This is a genomic window from Cellulosimicrobium sp. G4 BAM 1002, assembly GCF_057126935.1.
On the sequence record NZ_CP182109.1, the window covers coordinates 1648737 to 1665242 of the forward strand.

Consider the following 16506-nt stretch of genomic DNA (forward strand, 5'->3'; position numbering starts at 1 on the left):
CTCGTGACCATGAGCGACACAGGGCGGGAGCAGGCGCGCGACGCGGCGCACGGGGACGCGCGCGACGACGTGGCGACGCGGGGCTCGCAGCAGGGCTCCGACGACGGCGTGCCGCAGGCGGGGTCCGGTTACCGGAAGGGGCCGGTGCTCCTGCGCGGCGACCAGATCCCGCGGCAGACGACGGACCAGCGCCTCCTCGACTCGCGCGGGAGCGCGGACTGGGTGCACTCCGACCCGTGGCGCGTCATGCGGATCCAGAGCGAGTTCGTCGAAGGCTTCGGCGCGCTCGCGGAGATCGGGCCCGCGGTCTCGGTCTTCGGCTCGGCCCGCACCCGGCCCGACCACCCGGACTACGCGATGGCCGAGGAGGTCGGGCGGCTCCTCGTCGAGGACGGCTTCGCGGTCATCACCGGCGGGGGCCCCGGCATCATGGAGGCGGCGAACAAGGGCGCCAACGAGGCAGGGGGCCGTTCGGTCGGCCTCGGCATCGAGCTGCCGTTCGAGCAGGGCATGAACCGCTACGTCAACCTCGGCGTGAACTTCCGGTACTTCTTCGCGCGCAAGACGATGTTCGTCAAGTACGCGCAGGGCTTCGTCGTGCTCCCCGGCGGGTTCGGCACGTTCGACGAGCTGTTCGAGGCGCTCACCCTCGTCCAGACGCACAAGATCACCGAGTTCCCGCTCGCTCTCATCGGCACCGACTACTGGGGCGGCCTGCTCGAGTGGGCCGGCTCGGCCGCCGTCGGGCGCGGCATGATCAGCGCGCAGGACATCGACCTCGTGCACCTGTGCGACGACCCTGCTGAGGCCGTCGCCTACGTGCGCGAGCGCGGCGCCGAGCTGCGCGCGGAGGAGCTCGAGGCGACCCAGGAGCTCGCCCGCGCGAGCGCCGGCGACGCGAGCTGACGGGGTCGCGGCGCCGATGCCCGCACAGGTCCCGGCCGAACCGACCGGGTCGCCCGCCGAGCGCCGCGCCGGGGGCGGACCGCAGGGGGCGCTCCCGCCCCTCGGCGTCCCGCCGCGCGGGACGTCGCTCGTGCTGCGCGGGCGTGAGCTCGACCAGCCGGCCGTCATGGCGATCGTCAACAGGACCGACGACTCGTTCTACGCGGGCGCGCGCCAGCTCGACGACGGCGCGGCGCTCGCGGCGGTCGCGCGCGCGGTCGAGGAGGGTGCCGAGATCGTCGACGTGGGCGGCGTCCGCGCGGGCGTCGGGCCCGAGGTGACGCCCGCCGAGGAGATCCGCCGCGTCGTGCCGTTCGTGGGCCGAGTCCGCGAGCAGTTCCCCGACCTGCTCGTGAGCGTCGACACGTGGCGCGCCGAGGTCGCGCACGAGGCGGCGCTCGCGGGCGCGGACCTCGTCAACGACACGTGGGCCGGGCACGACCCGCGCCTCGTCGAGGTCGCGGGGGAGCACGGCGTCGGCGTGGTGTGCTCGCACACGGGCGGGGCGACGCCCCGGACGGACCCGTTCCGGGTCGCGTACCCGGCCCGGCCGGGAGCGGCGGACCCGCGCGACGGCGTCGTGCAGGACGTCGTGGCCACGCTGCGTACCGCCGCGGAGCGCGCGGTCGCGTGCGGCGTGCCACGGGCGTCGGTCCTCGTCGACCCGACGCACGACTTCGGCAAGAACACGTGGCACTCGCTCCATCTCGTGCGGCGCACGGAGGTCCTCGCCGCGCTCGGGTTCCCGCTGCTCGTCGCGCTGTCCCGCAAGGACTTCGTGGGCGAGACGCTCGACCTGCCGCCCGACGAGCGGCTCGAGGGGACGCTCGCCGCGACGGCGCTCTCCGCCTGGCTGGGTGCGCGGGTGTTCCGCGCGCACGACGTCGCCGCGACCCGGCGCGTGCTCGACCTGGTCGCCGCGGTCCGTGACGAGACCGCGCCTGCGGCGGCACTCCGAGGGCTCGCGTGACCGTGGGCAGGACGTCGCCCGCGCCGGCGCGTGGGCGCGTGCTGCACCCGTCGACGTGGCCCTGGTGGGTCCAGGTCCTCGCCGTCTACGGGCTGGCCCGCGGGGTGAGCGCCGCGATCCTCGTCGTCGTGGCGCGTGCGCAGGAGGCGAACCTCTGGACGGACGCCGCGCCGTCGTACGTGGCGTACACGGCGCGCATGTGGGACGCGAGCTGGTACGAGCAGATCTTCACGTCCGGCTACCCCGACACCCTGCCCGTCGACGCGGACGGCGTGGTCGAGCAGAACGTCTGGGCGTTCTTCCCGCTCTACCCCGCGCTCGTGCGGGCGATCGACGCGGTGACCGGTCTGGGCTGGGACGTGCTCGCACCGAGCGTCGCGCTCGCGTGCGGCGCCGGTGCCGTGCTGGTGATCCACCGCCTCGTCGCGACGGCGGGCGCCGCGGCGGTCGAGCGCCGGCCCGGGCTGCCGCTCGCGACGGTCCTGCTCGTGAGCGTGTTCCCCTCGAGCCCGGTGCTCCAGGTCGCGTACACGGAGTCGCTCGCGCTGCTGCTCGTCGCCACGTCGCTGCTCCTCCTCGCGCGCCGTCGCTACGGCTGGGCGGCGCTCGCGATCGTCCTCCTGGGGTTCTCGCGCGCCGTCGCGCTCCCGATGGCGGCGGTGGTGCTGTGGCACGCCCTCGCCCGGTGGCGCCGCGGCGACCTGCGCGGGCCGGACGCCGCCCGCCTGGCGGGGCTCCTCGCCGTCGCCCTGGGCAGCGGGCTCGCGTGGCCGTGGGTGTGCAGCCTCGTCACGGGGGTCGACCAGGGGTACTTCCGCACGCAGGAGGCGTGGCGCGGGGGTGGGGAGGTCGTCCCGTTCGTGCCCTGGGTGGACGTCTCGCGCTGGCTCTTCGACGGCGCGGGCCTGTGGGTCCTCGCCCTCGTCCTCCTCGCGACGGCGGCGCTCGTGCTCAACCCGGTCGCGGCCCGGCTCGGCCCGGAGATGCACGCGTGGTCCGGGGCGTACCTCGCGTACCTCGTCGCGGCGATCCAGCCCGGGACGTCGATCGTCCGGTTCCTGGTCCTCGCGTTCCCGCTCGCTGCGGTCACGGTCGGCTGGACGCGGTCGCGCGCCTGGCTGGCCGCCGTCGTCGTCGCCTTCGTCGCGGGGCAGGTCTGGTGGCTGTGGTCCCTGTGGCGGCTCGTACCCCCCTCGGGCTGGCCGCCGTGAGGTGCGGCCCGCCGGGCGAAGCGCCCGTGGGGGTCGCTCGCCGAGCCGCCCGGGATGTCGGTCCGGGTGAACTAGACTGTCCGGCGGGCGTCGTCCGAGGTCGGACGCCCCTCCCCGCGTGCGCGGGGTGGACTCGGGACAACGGAATGGAGAGCCATCGATGGCTGCGATGAAGCCGCGGACGGGTGACGGCCCGCTGGAGGTCACCAAGGAAGGGCGAGGCATCGTCATGCGAGTCCCGCTCGAGGGCGGTGGACGGCTCGTGGTGGAGCTCAACGCGACCGAGGCCAGCGAGCTGGGTGAGGCGCTCCAGGCCGTGGTGGGCTGATTGGCCTCACGTGAGCACGACGCCGGCCGTCCCGAGCTGCCGAGCCCGCTCCCGGAGGTCGTGGGTGCCCACGGCCGCCTGAGCGACACGCCGCTGCTGGTCGACGGCGAGGTCGCGGCCGTCGTCGTGGCAGTCGCTCCGGCGAACGAGGCGCGGGACGGCCTGCAGCCGCGCGCGGGCACGGTCGACGCCGCCGTGCGGTACGGCATCGACCTCGCCGAGCTGGCCGAGCGGTCGGGCGGTCAGGGTTTCCGTGGCGCCGCGGGCGACGTGGTGCGCATCGACCTCCCGCGCGCGCACGTCGGGTCCACGGCCCGGCTGCCGTGGGCGGGTCTGCCGCCGCGGCTCGTGCTGCTCGGCGTCGGCGCCGGCTCCCCTGCCGAGCTGCGACGCGCGGGTGCCGCGCTGGCTCGCGAGACGCGCGGGCTCGAGCGCGTCGTCAGCGCGGTGACTGGCGACGCGGGCGCCGACGAGGTGCGCGCGTTCGTCGAGGGATACCTCCTGGCCGCGTACCGGCAGCCCCGCCGTCGCACCGCCGCCCCCGGCCCGACGGGGGCACGTCGGTCGAGCACGGCTCCAGAGCCCGAGGCCGTGATCGGTGAGGGCGCGGGCCCCGTGCCCGACGCTCCCGCCGAGCAGCTCGTGCTCCTCGCCGGCGCGGCGCGCCCGGACCCCGCGGCAGCGATCGAGGCTGCGGCGCGGGCCGCCCGTGCGACCTGGCTCGTCCGCGACCTCGCCAACACCCCCTCGGACGTCAAGGACCCCGCGTGGCTCGCCGGCCGCGCACGCGAGCTGGGCGACGCCGCCGGCCTCGACACCCGCGTGCGCGACGCGCACGAGCTCGAGGCCGAGGGCTTCGGTGCGATCCTCGCGGTCGGCGCCGGTTCGGCACGACCACCCCGGCTCGTCACGGTCACGTACGACCCGCGGGACCACGGCGTCCTCCCGGCACGCGACGGCGCGCCCCGCCACGTCGTCGTCGTCGGCAAGGGCGTCACGTTCGACACGGGCGGCCTGTCGATCAAGCCGCGCGAGGCGATGGTCCCCATGAAGACGGACATGGCGGGCGCCGCCGTCGCGCTCGCCGTGGTGCTGGGTGCCGCGCACGCGCGCTCGGACCGGCAGGTCACGGCGGTCCTGCCGCTCGCGGAGAACCACCTGGGCGCCGCGTCCTACCGTCCCGGGGACGTCCTGCGCACGTTCTCGGGGCGGACGGTCGAGGTCGCCAACACCGACGCCGAGGGGCGGCTCCTGCTCGCCGACGCGCTCGCCTACGCGGTGCGCGACCTCGCACCGGACGTGCTCGTCGACGTCGCGACCCTCACCGGCGCCGCGTCGCTCGGCCTGGGACGCGGGCACGGGGCACTGTTCGCGACGGACGAGTCGCTCGCCCGAGCGATCGAGGACGCGGCCGACGCGACGGGCGAGCGCGTGTGGCGCATGCCGCTCGTCGAGGACTACGCGGCCGCGCTGCGGTCCGACGTCGCCGACCTGCGGCACGTGCCCCTCGAGAACCCCGGCGGCGGGTCGATCACGGCTGCGCTCTTCCTGCGCGAGTTCGTCGGCGACGTGCCGTGGGCCCACCTCGACGTCGCGGGTCCTGCGCGCGCCACGGCCGACCGCCACGAGACCACGGCGGGCGCGACCGGCTACGGCGCCCGGCTGCTGCTCGAGGCGCTCGACCGGCTCTGACGCGAGGTCAGCGCCGCACGGCGAGCAGCAGGCCGTCGCCGCTCGGGAGGAGCGCGGGCAGGACGCGCTCGTCGGACCGCAGGGAACGACCGACCTCACGGACGATCGTCGTCACCTCGTCCCGGCGAGCCGGGTCGGCGACGCGGTCGTGCGACAGCGCGCCGTCGACCGCGAGCACGCCGCCCGGCCGCAGGAGGCGCAGCCCTTGCTCGACGTACTCCGGGTAGCTGTGCTTGTCCGCGCCGACGAGGACGAGGTCGTACGCACCGTCGGTGAGGCGGGGCAGGACCTCGCTCGCGCGGCCCGGGATCGTGCGCGTCCGGGTGGACGGCACGCCCTCCTCCGCGAACGCCTCCTTGGCGGCCCGCTGGTGCTCGACCTCGACGTCGATCGTGGTGAGCACACCGTCGGCGGGCATCCCGCGCAGGAGCCAGAGCGACGCGACGCCCGTCCCGGTGCCGATCTCGACGACCGAGCGCGCCGCCAGGGACGCGGCCAGGACCTGGAGCACCGCGCCCACGCCGGGCAGGATCGTCGGGCAGCCGAGCTCGGCGGCGCGGTCGCGCGCGCGCAGGAGGACCTCGTCCTCGGGGACGAACTCCTCGCTGTACACCCAGCTCGCGGCCTTGGCGCTGCGGTGGGTGCCGACGTCGCTGGTGATCGGTGCCTCCACGGGGCTGCGCGTGCGGATCCTTCGGCTGCCTCGGATCGTACTCGCCCCCGCCCACCCCGGCTCGACGCCGCGCCGTCGGGCGGGACACGCGTGTGTGTGCGGGGCGTGGACGTGCCGCACACGTCCGGCGCGGGGCGGGGAACACCCGCCGGGTGCCGGGCGTTCTTCTGGGACGATGGACGACGTGAGCGACAGACGACCGGTGACCACCACGGGCGGGACGGACGACGGGGGAGCGTGGGTTCCGCCGACGTGGGACGCGATCGTGCGCGAGCACTCGGCGCGGGTCTACCGGCTCGCGTACCGCCTGACGGGCAACCGGCACGACGCCGAGGACCTCACCCAGGAGACGTTCGTCCGGGTGTTCCGGTCGCTGTCGAGCTACACGCCCGGCACGTTCGAGGGCTGGCTCCACCGGATCACGACGAACCTCTTCCTCGACCAGGTGCGCCGCAAGCAGCGCATCCGCATGGAGGCGATGGGCGACGACGACGGGCTCTACCCGGCGCGCCCGGACGCCCAGCCCGAGCGCGGCTACGAGCACGCCAACCTCGACCACGACGTGCAGCGTGCGCTCGACGCGCTCTCCCCGGAGTACCGCGCGGCGGTCGTCCTGTGCGACATCGAGGGGCTGTCGTACGAGGAGATCGCGGTGACTCTCGGCATCAAGCTCGGCACCGTCCGGTCCCGGATCCACCGCGCCCGCTCACAGCTGCGCGCGGCGCTCCCGCACCGCGACCCCGCGGAGCGTCCGGCGTCCGACGACGTCGCCGGACCGTCTGCCGGTCCCTCCGCGCCGGTCTCCGCAGGGACGGTCCGGGGGGCCGCGTGACGCATCTGGGCTCGCGCCTCTCCGCGCTCGTCGACGGGCAGCTCTCGCCCGCCGAGAGCGAGCGCGCGCTCGAGCACGTGACCGCGTGCCCGCGGTGCGCGGAGGAGCTCGCCGCGGCGCGCGCCGCGCGGCGCGCGCTGAGCACGGCGGGGCCGGTCGAGCCGGCACCCGATCTCGCCGCGCGACTCCTCGCGCTGTCCGCGCAGATCCCGCCCGCGGTCGACGACCCGCTGCGCCGCCCGCCCGCCGCGAGCGAACCGTGGACGGACCCCGTGGCGCTCCCGCGGGGCGCGTGGAGCGGGGAGCTGCGCGGCGGTGCGCTCCGTCGCCGCGTCGTCGGTCTCGTCGTCGGGGGCATGGGGGTCGCGGCCGCAGGTCTGTTCGTGCTCGGCGAGAGCCCGACCGTCACGCCGAACCTCCACCGGACCGACCCCCTCACCGTGCTCGCCCACGCCGCGCCCCTCACCACGAGCGCGTCGACGACGGGGGCGCCCGACGACGACGCGTCCGTCCTGGGCGCCCTGGCGCGCCAGGGGTGGACGTGCCCGACGGCGCTGCCCCCCGGGTTCGACGTCCTCGACGTCCGCGACGACACGGCCCGCCAGACCCTCGAGATCGACCTCGCCGCGCCGGGGGGCGAGGTCGTCGTCCGCGAGCAGGCCGGCCGCCTGGACACGGCCGCGCTCGCGGGCGCGACGACGTGGGACGTCGACGGACAGGCGGTCCACGTGCTGTCCGACGAGCCGTGGCACGTCGTGTGGCAGTCCGGGGACACCGTGATCGATGTCGTCGCCGACACGGAGCGGGAGACGCTCGACGCTCTCGTGGCAGCGTTCCCCGCGCGTGACTACGATGCCGGGGTCCCGGCGCGCATCTCCCGGGGCTGGACGACCATGACAGGAGCGCTCGGCACCTCATGACGGACCCCCAGACCGGCCCTCAGGACGGACCCCGCAGCGGCTCGGGCGGCACCGACAGCCCCCAGGGTCGCCCGGACGGGTCCCACAACCCGTTCGCGCCGCCGTCCGCCTACCGCAGCGTGCCGCCCGTGCCGTCGTCGACGCCCGGCCCTGTCCCGCACCCCGGTCCGGGTGCGTCGCCGACGCCGGCGTCCGGCCCCGCGACGACGCCGGTCCCGCCACCTCCCGGCGCGGCGCCCGGCCACGGCGGACACGTCCCGGCCCGGCCGTCGGACCCGTGGGAGACGCTGCGGTCGTTCGGGGAGCCCGAGCAGGGCGCGCCGACCCGGCCTGGCGGTTCCGTCGACCCGACGCTCGTCGCGGCGCCGGTGCCCCCGCGACAGCGCCGCGGTGTGCGGCCGGTCGCCGTGGCCGGGGTCGTCGCCCTGAGCCTCCTCGCGGGGGGAGTCGGCGGCGTCGCCGCGGACCGGTTCCTCGCGCAGGGTGGCGAGAGGGCGGTCACGTCGACGCTCCCGCCGGCGAGCGTCGAGCCCGGTGCGGACCGCCCGCCCGGCTCGGTCGCGGACATCGCGGCGACGGTCCTGCCGAGCGTGGTCTCGCTCCAGGTGCAGGGTGCGGAGGGCGTCGCCACGGGCTCCGGGTTCGTCCTGCGTGAGGACGGGTACATCCTCACGAACAACCACGTCGTGGCGGGCGCCGCGGAGGGTGGGGACGTCGTCGTGCTGTTCGCGGACGGCCACGAGAGCCCGGCGGAGCTCGTCGGGCGCACGGTCGACTACGACCTCGCCGTCGTCAAGGTCGAGGACACGGGCCTCACGCCGCTCGCGCTCGGCGACTCCGACACGGTGCTCGTCGGGGACCCGGTCGTCGCCGTCGGGGCCCCGCTCGGCCTCAACGGGACCGTCACCACGGGGATCATCAGCGCGCTGAACCGTCCCGTGCAGGCCGGCGCGGCCGCCGAGACGGCCTTCATCAACGCCCTCCAGACCGACGCGGCCATCAACCCGGGCAACTCGGGCGGGCCGCTCGTCAACGGCCGCGGCGAGGTCGTCGGCATCAACTCCGCGATCGCCCAGCCGCCGGGGAGCACCGCGGCGACGGGCAGCATCGGCCTGGGCTTCGCGGTCCCGTCCAACCAGGCGCGGCGGACCGCCGAGCAGCTCATCGCGGACGGCGTCGCGACGTACCCGGTGATCGGCGTGCTGCTCGACCAGCGCTACCAGGGCGAGGGTGTGCAGGTGTCCACCGACGCCCAGGGCGGTACGCCCGCCGTGACGCCCGACGGGCCTGCGGAGGCGGCCGGCATCCGACCCGGCGACGTCATCCTCTCGATCGACGGCCGGCCGGTCACCGAGTCCGACGAGCTCATCGTCGCGATCCGCGCCAAGGCACCCGGGGACGCGGTGACGCTCCGGGTGCGCACGGGCGACCAGGAGCGCGACGTGCGGGTCGTCCTCGACGAGGCCACGAGCGAGTAGTCTGTCGACGTGTTCGGGATCAACGGAGCCGAGTTCGTCGTGCTCCTCGTCGTGGCGGTGGTCATCATCGGTCCCGAACGCCTGCCCCGGTACGCCGAGCAGCTCGGCTCGTTCGTCCGGTCGGCGCGCGGGTACCTGCGCGACGCGAAGGCCCGCGTCGACACCGAGCTCGGGGACGAGCTGGGGGACGTGGACTGGTCCAAGCTCGACCCCCGGCAGTACGACCCGCGGCGCATCGTGCGCGAGGCGCTCCTCGACGACGAGCCGGCTCCCGGCCGCGTCTCCCCGCCGCCGCCCCCGGCGCCCGCGGTCCCGAGCGGCCCCGCGCCGTTCGACGACGAGGCGACCTGACGCGCTCGGCCGTGGCGCCTGGCCGAGGCCGTCAGGCGATTCGTTCCGGCGGCGGGCGACCTGTCAGAATGGGGCAATGTCCATCGAGGCGACACAGATCGGGTCGGCGAGCACCGGTTCGGCCCCGGTTCCGGTGACCACGCAGCAGACCGGGACCACAGGAGCGACCAGGCCCCGCATCCTCTCGGGGATGCAGCCCACCGAGGACTCGCTCCAGCTCGGCAACTACATCGGCGCCCTGCGCCAGTGGGTCGCCCTCCAGGACTCGTACGACGCGCTGTACTGCGTGGTCGACCTCCACGCGCTGACGGTGAACCCCGACCCCGAGAAGCTGCGCGAGCGCACCCGGCGCACGGCTGCGCAGTACCTCGCGGGTGGCGTCGACCCGGAGCGCTCGGCGCTGTTCGTCCAGTCGCACGTCCCCCAGCACGCGGAGCTCTCCTGGGTGCTGTCGTGCCAGACGGGTTTCGGCGAGGCGGGCCGCATGACCCAGTTCAAGGACAAGTCGGCCAAGCAGGGTACCGAGGGCACGACCGTGGGCCTCTTCACCTACCCGGTCCTCATGGCCGCCGACATCCTGCTCTACGACGCGGCGTTGGTCCCCGTCGGCGAGGACCAGCGCCAGCACCTCGAGCTCACGCGCGACCTCGCCGAGCGGCTCAACGCGCGGTTCGGTGACGGGACCGCCGTCGTGCCGGAGGCGCACATCGTGCGCTCCGTGGCGAAGATCTACGACCTCCAGGAGCCGACGGCGAAGATGAGCAAGTCGTCGTCGAACGGCAAGGGCGTGATCTGGCTGCTCGACGACCCGAAGGTCGCCGCGAAGCGCATCCGCTCGGCCGCGACGGACTCCGGGACCGAGGTCCGTTACGACCCGGTCGCGAAGCCCGGCGTCTCCAACCTCCTGACGATCTACTCGGCGCTCACGGGCCGCGACGTCGAGGCCATCGCCGCCGAGTACGACGGGCGGGGCTACGGGCACCTCAAGGTCGACCTCGCGGACGTCGTGGTCGAGTTCCTCACGCCCTTCCAGGAGCGGGCGAACGCCTACCTGGCCGACCCTGCGGAGCTCGACGCCGTGCTCGCCCGTGGCGCGCAGAAGGCCCGTGAGATCGCCGCCGGGACGCTCGCCCGGATCTACGACCGCGTCGGACTCGTTCCTGCGGGCGGGTCGGCGGCGTGAACCTCCCCGAGCGTGGGCCGGACCAGGTGCGGATCGGCATCGCGATCGAGGTTCCCGAGCCCTACGCGACCCAGCTCCAGGATGCGCGCGCCCGGTTCGGGGACCCGCTCGCGCGGTCGATCCCCCCGCACGTGACGCTCCTCGGACCCACCGTCCTCGACCCCGACGGTCTCGTCGCCGCGCGCGCCCACCTCGAGGCCGTCGCGGCGCAGGCCGCCCCCTTCCTGGTCCACCTCCGCGGCAGTGCGACGTTCCGGCCCGTCTCCCCGGTGGTGTTCATCCAGGTGGTCGAGGGGATCGCGGAGTGCGAGCACCTCGAGAGCGCCATCCGCACCGGGCCGCTCGCGCAGGAGCTGCGCTTCAACTACCACCCGCACGTGACGGTCGCGCACGAAGTGCCTGACGCCGCGCTCGACGCGGCGTTCGACGAGATGGCGGTGTACGAGGCGCGCTTCGACGTCACGGGCCTGTCTCTCTACGAGCACGGTGACGACGGCGTCTGGCGCCCCGAGCGGGTCTTCCCGCTCACGGGGGCCGCGGAGCCGGCGCACGCCCGTCCCGAGGATGCCGGGCCGTCCGACGCCTCGTAGGGTTCGGGTCGTGACGCCGCGCGACGCCGCCCCGAGCACCGTCTCCCGTGCGACGCAGCGCACGCGCGACGTCGTCGAGTGGTGGAAGGACAGCCGCCCGGGGCGCGCGACGTACCGGTACCTCTACGCCCGCGGTGCCCTGCTCTGCGGCGGCATCGCGTACTCGGCGCTCTTCTCGCTCTTCGCCGCCCTGACCATCGGCTACACGATCTTCATGCAGGTGCTCGGCGGACGCCGGGAGCTCATGGACGCCGTGTTCGCCGAGCTCAACGACCTCGTCCCCGGCCTCATCGAGGTCGAGGGCTCCCCGGGCGTGATCCAGCCCGAGGACCTCCTGCTCGAGCCGGGGCTCAGCATCACGAGCATCGTCGCCGGGGTCGTCCTGCTCTTCTCGGTCGTGTCGTTCATGTACCACCTGCGTGGTGCCGTGCGGACGATGTTCGGGGTGAGCGACGTCGGGCAGAGCGCTCTGCTCGCGCGGTTGCGCGCGCTCCTGGGATTCTTCCTCCTGGCGCTCACGATGCTCGTCTCCGCGGTCGCGAGCATCACCGTCACGACCCTCGGGAACCGCGTCCTCTCGGCGCTCGGGCTCGCCGGCGGACCGGCCGTCCTCGTGACCGGAGCCGGGCTGCTCGTGAGCGTCCTGCTCGACGCGCTGCTGGTCGTGGTCGTCGTGACGCTCCTCGCCGGGGTGCCCGTCCGACGGCGCGACCTCCTCGTGGGCTCGCTCACCGCCTCCGTGGGGTTCGGCGTCCTGCGCTACCTCGGGTCGTCGTTCGTCGCGAGCACCGCGAGCCGCAACGCGCTGCTCGCCTCGTTCGCCGTCCTCGTCACGCTCCTGCTGCTCGTGAACTTCACGGCCCGGATCCTCCTCGCGGTCAGCGCATGGATGGCCGACCCGCCGCGACCACCGGAACCCGAGCCGGGCGGGCCGCGCCACGCGCGCGACGGCCGCCCGGAGCTTCCCGTCCTCGACGGCGTCCGCCCGGCCGAGGGCCGCCACGTCCGCGCGGCGAGGCACGCCACGGAGGACGACACCGCTCCGCGCGTCGGTGCCGTGCCTTCGGCCGAGGAGCGGGTCCGCGCCGGCCAGGGCTCCGGCAAGCCGTGGAGCCCGATCGTCCGCGGCTACCGCCGCGCCCACGTCCCGCGCGACGTCTAGGTCAGGGACGCCCGCTCTCGTGGTTGCGTCCGCTCTCTCGTGGTTGCGTCCGCTCTCGTGGTTGCGTCCGTTCTCGTGGTTGTGTCCGCGGTGGGGGCGGCCCGTGTGCTCGGACTGGCGCGCCGTCGCCGTGGTCGTTCGTCTCGCGTTCGCGAGCGCGCCTTGACGTCCTTCGCACACGGCCCGCCCCCACCGCTCGTCCTGTCCGGCGCCGACACGGTCGGCGAGGTCGACGGCGCGGTACGTCGCGTGCCTGCTCGATACCTCGAGCAGCCGAGCGGTGCGCGAGGTGCCGAGCGGTGCACGAGGCGCCGAAGGGTGCGGGTGGAGTCGGGTCGGTGGTCGTCCGGCTGTGGTGCGGGCCGGTCGGGGTGGGTCGAGGAGGGTCGGGGCGGGTGGTGCGCGAAGGGCGTCAGAGCCGCGCTCCCAGGAGCGAGGACGAACGACCGGGGTCACGGCGCGGCAGCCCGAGCGCGCCACCCGCCCCGACCACCCAGCCCGACCACAAGTCCGTCGCCCAGCCCGACCGTTCGGCGACTGGCCGTCAGCCGGGCGGCACGACGAAGGGCGCCGACTCGAGTCGAGTCGGCGCCCTTCGTGCAGGAACGAGCGGTGGCTCAGAAGGCGCGCGTGATCATCGCGCGCTTGACCTCCTGGATCGCCTTGGTGACCTCGATGCCGCGGGGGCAGGCCTCGGTGCAGTTGAAGGTCGTGCGGCAGCGCCACACGCCCTCCTTGTCGTTGAGGATCTCCAGGCGCTGCGTGGCGCCCTCGTCGCGGCTGTCGAAGATGAAGCGGTGCGCGTTGACGATCGCGGCGGGGCCGAAGTACTGGCCGTCGGTCCAGAACACGGGGCACGACGACGTGCACGCGGCGCAGAGGATGCACTTGGTGGTGTCGTCGAAGCGCTCGCGCTGCTCGGCGGACTGCAGGCGCTCCTTGCTCGGCTCGTTCCCGGACGTGATGAGGAACGGCATGATCTCGCGGTACGACGCGAAGAACGGCTCCATGTCCACGACGAGGTCCTTGACCACGGGAAGGCCCTTGATGGGCTCGACCGTGATGGGCTTGTCGGGGTTGACGTCCTTGAGCAGCGTCTTGCACGCGAGGCGGTTGCGGCCGTTGATGCGCATCGCGTCAGACCCGCACACGCCGTGCGCGCACGAGCGGCGGAACGTCAGCGAGCCGTCGTGCTCCCACTTGATCTTGTGCAGGGCGTCGAGCACGCGGTCGGTGCCGTGCGCGAGGACGGTGAACTCGTCCCAGTACGCGTCCTCGCCGTGCTCCGACTCGGGGGAGTACCGCCGGATGCGGAGGGTGACCTCGAACGAGGGGATCTCGCCGGCCTTGGCCTCGGGGGCGACCGGGCTCTCGAGTGTGGCAGTCATCAGTACTTCCGCTCCATGGGCTCGTACCGGGTCTGGGTGACGGGCTTCGAACCGAGGGCCACCTTGTAGCCGTCGAACGACTCGACGTGGTCGAAGTAGCCCGCGACGTGCCCGTCGGCGACATCGCTGGCCGACGTCGGACGGCGGTACGCCATCGTGTGCAGCATGTAGTTGGCGTCGTCGCGGTCGGGGTAGTCCTCGCGGTAGTGCCCGCCGCGCGACTCCTTGCGGTTGATGGCGGCGACGACGGTGACCTCGGCGATGTCGAGGAGGAACCCGAGCTCGATCGCCTCGAGCAGGTCGGTGTTGAACATCCGGCCCTTGTCCTGGACCGAGACGTTCTTGTACCGCTTCTGCAGGTCGCGGATGTCGGCCAGCGCCTGGTCGAGCGACTCGCCGGTGCGGAACACCTGCGCGTTGGCGTCCATCGTCTCCTGCAGGGCCTTGCGCACCTCGGCGACGCGCTCGCCGTCGGGACGGTTGCGCATCTCCTCGAGCTGGGCGATCACGGCCGCGGCGGGGTTCTCGGGCAGCTCCGAGTACTGCGCGGTGGCCGCGTAGGCGGCGGCCGTGCGGCCGGCGCGCTTGCCGAAGACGTTGATGTCGAGGAGCGAGTTCGTGCCCAGGCGGTTCGAGCCGTGGACGCTCACGCACGCGACCTCGCCGGCGGCGTACAGGCCCTTGACGACGTGGCTGCTGTCGCGCAGCACCTCGGCGTCGACGTTGGTCGGGATGCCGCCCATCGCGTAGTGCGCGGTGGGGTAGACGGGCACGGGCTCGGTGTACGGCTCGATGCCGAGGTAGGTGCGCGCGAACTCGGTGATGTCCGGGAGCTTCGCGTCGATGTGCGCGGGCTCGAGGTGCGTGAGGTCGAGCAGGACGTAGTCCTTGTTCGGTCCGGCGCCGCGGCCCTCGCGGACCTCGTTGGCCATCGAGCGGGCGACGATGTCGCGTGGCGCGAGGTCCTTGATGGTGGGCGCGTAGCGCTCCATGAAGCGCTCGCCGTCGGAGTTGCGCAGGATGCCGCCCTCGCCGCGAGCGGCCTCCGAGAGGAGGATCCCGAGACCGGCGAGGCCTGTTGGGTGGAACTGGAAGAACTCCATGTCCTCGAGCGGCAGGCCACGTCGGTAGGCGAGCGCCATGCCGTCGCCCGTGAGCGTGTGCGCGTTGGACGTCGTCTTGAAGATCTTGCCCGCGCCGCCGGTCGCGAAGATGATCGCCTTCGCCTGGAAGACGTGGATCTCGCCGGTCGCCAGGTCGTAGGCGACGACGCCCGTCGCTGTGACCGTCTCGTCGTCGGCGATCTCGCCGGCCGAGAGGTCGTGGTCCGTGATGAGGTCGAGGACGTAGAACTCGTTGAAGAACTCGACGTCCTGCTTGACGCACTGCTGGTAGAGCGTCTGGAGGATCATGTGCCCGGTGCGGTCCGCGGCGTAGCACGAGCGGCGCACGGCAGCCTCGCCGTGGTTGCGGGTGTGCCCGCCGAACCGGCGCTGGTCGATGCGACCCTCGGGCGTGCGGTTGAACGGCAGGCCCATGCGCTCGAGGTCGAGGACGGCGTCGATGGCCTCCTTGGCCATGATCTCGGCCGCGTCCTGGTCGACCAGGTAGTCACCGCCCTTGACCGTGTCGAACGTGTGCCACTCCCAGTTGTCCTCCTCCACGTTCGCGAGCGCGGCGCACATGCCGCCCTGCGCGGCGCCCGTGTGCGAGCGCGTGGGGTACAGCTTGGAGATGACGGCCGTACGGACCTTGCCGGACGACTCCAGCGCCGCGCGCATCCCGGCGCCGCCTGCGCCGACGATGACGACGTCGTACTGATGGGTTTGCATCGGGGTCGATGCCTCCTGGGAGAGAGGGTGGAGCGAGAGGGGCGTAGGGGGATCAGGCCGTGCAGAACGACGCGAGCAGCTCGGCCGGCGCGTTCGCGGGGCACGGGTCGAACGTGAAGATCACGAGCGTGCCGAGGACCGTGACGATCGTGAACGCGAGGTACAGCGCGAGCTTGAGGACGAGGCGAGTGCCGTCCCGCTCGGCGTAGTCGTTGATGATCGTGCGCACGCCGTTGGTGCCGTGGAACATGGCCAGCCACAGCATGAGCAGGTCCCAGATCTGCCAGAACGGCGAGGCCCACTTGCCGGCGACGAAGCCGAAGTCGATCGCGTGCACGCCCTCGCCGACCATGAGGTTGACGAACAGGTGCCCGAAGATGAGGACGATGAGCACGACGCCGGACGCGCGCATGAAGACCCAGCTGTACAGCTCGAAGTTGCTGCGCGTGGACTTGCGGCGCTTGTACGGGTCGCGCGGCGCGGCGACCTCCACCGTGGGTGCGGCGGCCATCAGTGCCCCCCTCCGAAGACGTTCATGAGGTGACGCGGCAGGAAGCCGGCCATCGTCACGACGAAGAGACCGACGACGATCCACAGCATCGTCCGCTGGTACCGCGGGCCCTTGGCCCAGAAGTCGACGAGGATGATGCGGATGCCGTTGAAGGCGTGGAAGACGATCGCGGCGACCAGTCCCGCCTCCCCGATGCCCATGATCGGCGTCTGGTACGTGCCGATGACGGCGTTGTACGCCTCGGGCGAGACCCGGACCAGCGCGGTGTCGAGCACGTGGACGAGCAGGAAGAAGAAGATGAGGACGCCGGTCACGCGGTGCGCGACCCACGACCACATGCCTTCACGGCCGCGGTAGAGCGTGCCGGCGGGTGCACTGGGCACTTTGGGGGCCTCCTGGGCGAGATCAGGGGGGAGATGTCGGCTCTCGGTCACGCCCCG

Annotated in this window: 17 protein-coding genes; 12 read left to right on the forward strand and 5 right to left on the reverse strand. The window is 73.7% G+C overall.

The genetic code is table 11. From position 1 onward, the window contains the following. Positions 1-9 precede the first annotated feature (9 nt). The 5 genes from ACMXGY_RS07400 to ACMXGY_RS07420 all read left to right on the forward strand — a co-directional run bounded on the left by ACMXGY_RS07400 (position 10) and on the right by ACMXGY_RS07420 (position 5146). Positions 10-906 carry an LOG family protein gene (locus ACMXGY_RS07400; protein WP_483776209.1) on the forward strand — a complete coding sequence of 299 codons (897 nt, stop codon included), beginning with the start codon at positions 10-12 and terminating at the stop codon, positions 904-906. A 16-nt stretch (positions 907-922) separates the two neighbouring features. Then, positions 923-1915: a dihydropteroate synthase gene (gene folP / locus ACMXGY_RS07405; protein ID WP_483776210.1), complete on the forward strand. Its 993-nt coding sequence runs from the start codon at positions 923-925 to the stop codon at positions 1913-1915. Between the two features lie 38 nt (positions 1916-1953). Next, complete coding sequence (locus ACMXGY_RS07410; RefSeq protein WP_483776211.1) at positions 1954-3126, forward strand: hypothetical protein; 1173 nt, start codon at positions 1954-1956, stop codon at positions 3124-3126. Positions 3127-3286: 160 nt separating this feature from the next. Continuing rightward, positions 3287-3454 carry a DUF3117 domain-containing protein gene (locus tag ACMXGY_RS07415; protein WP_064506638.1) on the forward strand — a complete coding sequence of 56 codons (168 nt, stop codon included), beginning with the start codon at positions 3287-3289 and terminating at the stop codon, positions 3452-3454. Beyond that, positions 3455-5146, forward strand: a complete 1692-nt coding sequence (locus tag ACMXGY_RS07420) for a leucyl aminopeptidase family protein (protein ID WP_483776212.1) — start codon at positions 3455-3457, stop codon at positions 5144-5146. Between the two features lie 7 nt (positions 5147-5153). Here ACMXGY_RS07420 and ACMXGY_RS07425 read toward each other — a convergent pair whose 3' ends face one another. Then, positions 5154-5819 (reverse strand): O-methyltransferase, encoded by a 666-nt coding sequence (locus ACMXGY_RS07425; protein ID WP_483776213.1) that lies wholly within the window; start codon positions 5817-5819, stop codon positions 5154-5156. Positions 5820-6003: 184 nt separating this feature from the next. Here ACMXGY_RS07425 and sigE point away from each other — a divergent pair, with 184 nt between their 5' ends. From sigE to ACMXGY_RS07460, 7 genes are all read left to right on the forward strand, one after another. After that, positions 6004-6651, forward strand: coding sequence for an RNA polymerase sigma factor SigE (gene sigE / locus ACMXGY_RS07430; protein WP_483776214.1), 648 nt, complete (start codon positions 6004-6006; stop codon positions 6649-6651). After that, complete coding sequence (locus ACMXGY_RS07435; RefSeq protein ID WP_483776215.1) at positions 6648-7571, forward strand: zf-HC2 domain-containing protein; 924 nt, start codon at positions 6648-6650, stop codon at positions 7569-7571. Before sigE ends, ACMXGY_RS07435 begins: the two co-directional genes overlap by 4 nt. Continuing rightward, a complete protein-coding gene (locus ACMXGY_RS07440) occupies positions 7568-9049 on the forward strand; it encodes a S1C family serine protease (protein ID WP_483776216.1) in 1482 nt (493 codons plus the stop codon). Before ACMXGY_RS07435 ends, ACMXGY_RS07440 begins: the two co-directional genes overlap by 4 nt. Positions 9050-9058: 9 nt before the next feature. Next, a complete protein-coding gene (locus tag ACMXGY_RS07445; protein ID WP_483776217.1) occupies positions 9059-9400 on the forward strand; it encodes a twin-arginine translocase TatA/TatE family subunit in 342 nt (113 codons plus the stop codon). A 76-nt stretch (positions 9401-9476) separates the two neighbouring features. After that, on the forward strand, positions 9477-10583 hold the full coding sequence (trpS, locus tag ACMXGY_RS07450; protein ID WP_483776218.1) for a tryptophan--tRNA ligase: 1107 nt from the start codon (positions 9477-9479) through the stop codon (positions 10581-10583). Next, positions 10580-11173 carry a 2'-5' RNA ligase family protein gene (locus ACMXGY_RS07455; protein ID WP_483776219.1) on the forward strand — a complete coding sequence of 198 codons (594 nt, stop codon included), beginning with the start codon at positions 10580-10582 and terminating at the stop codon, positions 11171-11173. The genes trpS and ACMXGY_RS07455 overlap by 4 nt, the downstream gene beginning before the upstream one ends. Before the next feature lie 10 nt (positions 11174-11183). Next, positions 11184-12335, forward strand: a complete 1152-nt coding sequence (locus ACMXGY_RS07460; protein WP_483776220.1) for a YihY/virulence factor BrkB family protein — start codon at positions 11184-11186, stop codon at positions 12333-12335. A 617-nt stretch (positions 12336-12952) separates the two neighbouring features. Here the strand turns inward: ACMXGY_RS07460 and ACMXGY_RS07465 are convergent. Genes ACMXGY_RS07465 through sdhC form a run of 4 tightly spaced genes read right to left on the reverse strand, consistent with a single transcriptional unit; the run spans position 12953 to position 16449 of the window. Then, complete coding sequence (locus ACMXGY_RS07465; RefSeq protein ID WP_483776221.1) at positions 12953-13723, reverse strand: succinate dehydrogenase iron-sulfur subunit; 771 nt, start codon at positions 13721-13723, stop codon at positions 12953-12955. Next, positions 13723-15555 (reverse strand): succinate dehydrogenase flavoprotein subunit, encoded by a 1833-nt coding sequence (gene sdhA, locus ACMXGY_RS07470; RefSeq protein WP_483776222.1) that lies wholly within the window; start codon positions 15553-15555, stop codon positions 13723-13725. The genes ACMXGY_RS07465 and sdhA overlap by 1 nt, the downstream gene beginning before the upstream one ends. Positions 15556-15607: 52 nt before the next feature. Beyond that, positions 15608-16066, reverse strand: a complete 459-nt coding sequence (locus tag ACMXGY_RS07475) for a succinate dehydrogenase hydrophobic membrane anchor subunit (RefSeq protein WP_483776223.1) — start codon at positions 16064-16066, stop codon at positions 15608-15610. Further along, the gene (sdhC, locus tag ACMXGY_RS07480) at positions 16066-16449 is read right to left on the reverse strand and encodes a succinate dehydrogenase, cytochrome b556 subunit (RefSeq protein WP_205205172.1); all 384 of its coding nucleotides are present in this window, start codon (positions 16447-16449) and stop codon (positions 16066-16068) included. The genes ACMXGY_RS07475 and sdhC overlap by 1 nt, the downstream gene beginning before the upstream one ends. Positions 16450-16506 lie beyond the last annotated feature (57 nt).

Coding starts and splice junctions, on each gene's coding strand:
- trpS (WP_483776218.1), top strand. CDS start 9,477: ATGTCCATCGAGGCGACACAGATCGGGTCGGCGAGCACCGGTTCGGCC.
- ACMXGY_RS07415 (WP_064506638.1), top strand. CDS start 3,287: ATGGCTGCGATGAAGCCGCGGACGGGTGACGGCCCGCTGGAGGTCACC.
- ACMXGY_RS07400 (WP_483776209.1), top strand. CDS start 10: ATGAGCGACACAGGGCGGGAGCAGGCGCGCGACGCGGCGCACGGGGAC.
- ACMXGY_RS07440 (WP_483776216.1), top strand. CDS start 7,568: ATGACGGACCCCCAGACCGGCCCTCAGGACGGACCCCGCAGCGGCTCG.
- sdhA (WP_483776222.1), bottom strand. CDS start 15,555: ATGCAAACCCATCAGTACGACGTCGTCATCGTCGGCGCAGGCGGCGCC.
- ACMXGY_RS07475 (WP_483776223.1), bottom strand. CDS start 16,066: ATGGCCGCCGCACCCACGGTGGAGGTCGCCGCGCCGCGCGACCCGTAC.
- ACMXGY_RS07465 (WP_483776221.1), bottom strand. CDS start 13,723: ATGACTGCCACACTCGAGAGCCCGGTCGCCCCCGAGGCCAAGGCCGGC.
- folP (WP_483776210.1), top strand. CDS start 923: ATGCCCGCACAGGTCCCGGCCGAACCGACCGGGTCGCCCGCCGAGCGC.